General features: G+C 67.6%; 2 protein-coding genes and 1 pseudogene. All 3 read left to right on the forward strand.

The features are described from left to right. The coding region (locus ACOJTD_RS16685; protein WP_420134005.1) for a sensor histidine kinase at positions 1 to 820 on the forward strand (820 nt) is incomplete at its 5' end. Positions 821 to 833: 13 nt separating this feature from the next. After that, positions 834 to 1,505: a spermidine synthase gene (locus tag ACOJTD_RS16690; protein WP_420134006.1), complete on the forward strand. Its 672-nt coding sequence runs from the start codon at positions 834 to 836 to the stop codon at positions 1,503 to 1,505. A 195-nt stretch (positions 1,506 to 1,700) separates the two neighbouring features. Continuing rightward, positions 1,701 to 2,451 (forward strand): annotated as a pseudogene (locus tag ACOJTD_RS16695) (citrate transporter); the annotation flags it as partial.

Below are 2,451 nucleotides of genomic sequence, written 5' to 3' on the forward strand. Positions count from 1 at the left end.
CATCGCGGTCACCGCGCTGAAGGCCGGCGCGGCGGACTATCTGGTCAAGGACACCCAGGGCGACTTCATCCCGCTGCTTCAGGTCGCGGCCGACCAGGCGTTGCGTCAGGCGATCATCCGCAAGGCGCGCGACGATGCCGAGGCCGAAGTCCGCGCCTCGCGCGATCGCTACGCGGCGCTCGCCGCAGAGCGCGAAATGCTGCTGCGCGAGGTCAATCACCGCGTCGGCAACTCGCTGCAGATCATCGCTTCGTTGCTGCATCTGCAGGCCTCCTCCAGCAAGGAGGGCGAGGTCAAGGCGGCGCTCACCAATGCGATGGGCCGCGTCGCCGCGGTCGCGCAGGTGCACCGCCGGCTGTACACGTCGCACGACCTCAAGAGCGTGATGCTGAACCAGTATCTCGAAGCGCTGCTCGAGGATCTGCGACGTTCCGCCGAAGGCAACCGGATGTCGCGGCTGACGCTCGCCGCCGAGGCCGTCGAGATCGATCCGGATCGGGCGGTGGCGATCGGCATCGTGGTCAACGAGCTGGTGATGAACGCTGTTAAATATGCCTATCCGGAAGGCCAGGGTCCGATCCATGTCGACCTCAAGGCCGACGGCGACGACCTCGAACTGGCAATCTCGGACGACGGCGTCGGCTTCGGCGCCAAATCGCATCCGCAATCGACCGGCATGGGGCAGCGGATCGTCAACGCCATGGCGACCAAGCTCGAAGCCAGCGTGGCGCGCGATCCCGCACACGCGGGCACACGAATGGTGCTACGTTTCCGCCGCACCAATACCCCAGCGCCCGCCCCGACGCCGGCGGCCGCCTGACGAGTGACGCAACGTGCTTCCCTGGATCAAACTGGCCACGGCGCAGATCCCTGGCGGCGACGAATTGCGGCTGATGCAGCGCGGCGAGGAATTCTCCATCAAGCTCGGCTCCAACGAGCTGATGAACAGCCGCCTTGGCGGCTCTGAAGAGGCCCTCGCCACCCTCGCCTGCAAGAAGCTCGAGGGACGCAGCAAGCCGCGCGTGCTGATCGGCGGGCTCGGCATGGGCTTCACGCTGCGCGCGGCGCTCACCGTGTTCAGCAAGGATGCGGTGATCGACGTCGCCGAACTGGTGCCGGACGTGATCGACTGGGCGCGCGGACCGATGGCGACGCTGTTCGACGGCAGCCTGGACGATCCGCGGGTCAATCTCGTCGCGCGGGACGTCGGCGAACTGATCCAGACGGGCGCCGGACGCTACGATGCCATTCTGCTCGACGTCGACAACGGCCCCGAGGGCCTGTCCCGTAAAGCCAACGACCGGCTGTACGACGCCGGCGGCCTTGCCGACACCCGCGCGGCGCTGCGCGGCGGCGGAGTGCTGGCGCTCTGGTCGTCAGGCCCCGACGACGGCTTCACGCGGCGGCTGCGGCAGAGCGGCTTCACCGTCAACGAGGTACCGGTGCGCGCAGTCGGCAAGCGCGGCGGCTCGCGACACTGGATCTGGCTCGCCACGCGAAGCTGACGGCCGAAAGGCCTAGGTCTTGTGGCGCCGCCCGATCTTGCCATTTTGTCGCAGCTCGGGCAGCTTCCGCCGGCCGGACCGGCGCCTCGGGAAGAGCGCGCCGGCGGTCTCGCCGGGATCGATGCCTTTGACACTCCGATATCACGACGCCGCCCTCGCCGGCGCTGCTCCGCTCGCTGATCCGACGAGGCCGGCGTGACTCCGGTCGTGATTTTCGGCATTCCGCTCGACTTCGTCCTGTTCGCCCTGACGCTGCTCGGCGTGGCGATCTTCCATCGCCATACGATGGCAATCGCGCTCGGCGGCCTCGCGACGATCACCGTCTACAAACTGCTGTTTGCCGGCTTCAAGACCGGCGCCGGGGTGCTCGGCCTGGCGCTGCATCTCGAGCACGAATGGGTCACGCTGGCGAACCTGTTTCTCTTGCTGATGGGCTTCGCGCTGCTGTCGGCGCATTTCGAGAAGAGCGGCATTCCCGACGAGATGCCGGCGCTGCTGCCGGACGACTGGAAGGGTCCGGTCGTGCTGCTGGTGCTGGTGTTCGTGCTGTCGAGCTTCCTCGACAACATTGCCGCCGCACTGATCGGCGGCATGGTGGCGCGGCACGTCTTCCGCGGCCGGGTCCATATCGGCTATCTGGCCGCGATCGTCGCGGCATCGAATGCCGGCGGCTCCGGCAGCGTGGTCGGCGATACCACGACGACGATGATGTGGATCGCCGGCGTCAGCCCGCTCAGCGTGGTCGAAGCCTACGTGGCGGCCGGGGTCGCGCTGTTGCTGTTCGCCGTGCCGGCCTCGATGCAGCAGCAAGCCTTCTCGCCGATCGTCAAGGATCCACCGCGCGGGCTGCGCATCGAATGGGTTCGCGTTGGTATCGTGGCAGCCATCCTGATCGCGGCGCTGGCGGCCAACATCGTCGCCAACGTCAACTACCCGGCGCTGCTCG

It is taken from the genome of Rhodopseudomonas sp. (genome assembly GCF_048594845.1).
Taxonomy (GTDB): domain Bacteria; phylum Pseudomonadota; class Alphaproteobacteria; order Rhizobiales; family Xanthobacteraceae; genus Rhodopseudomonas.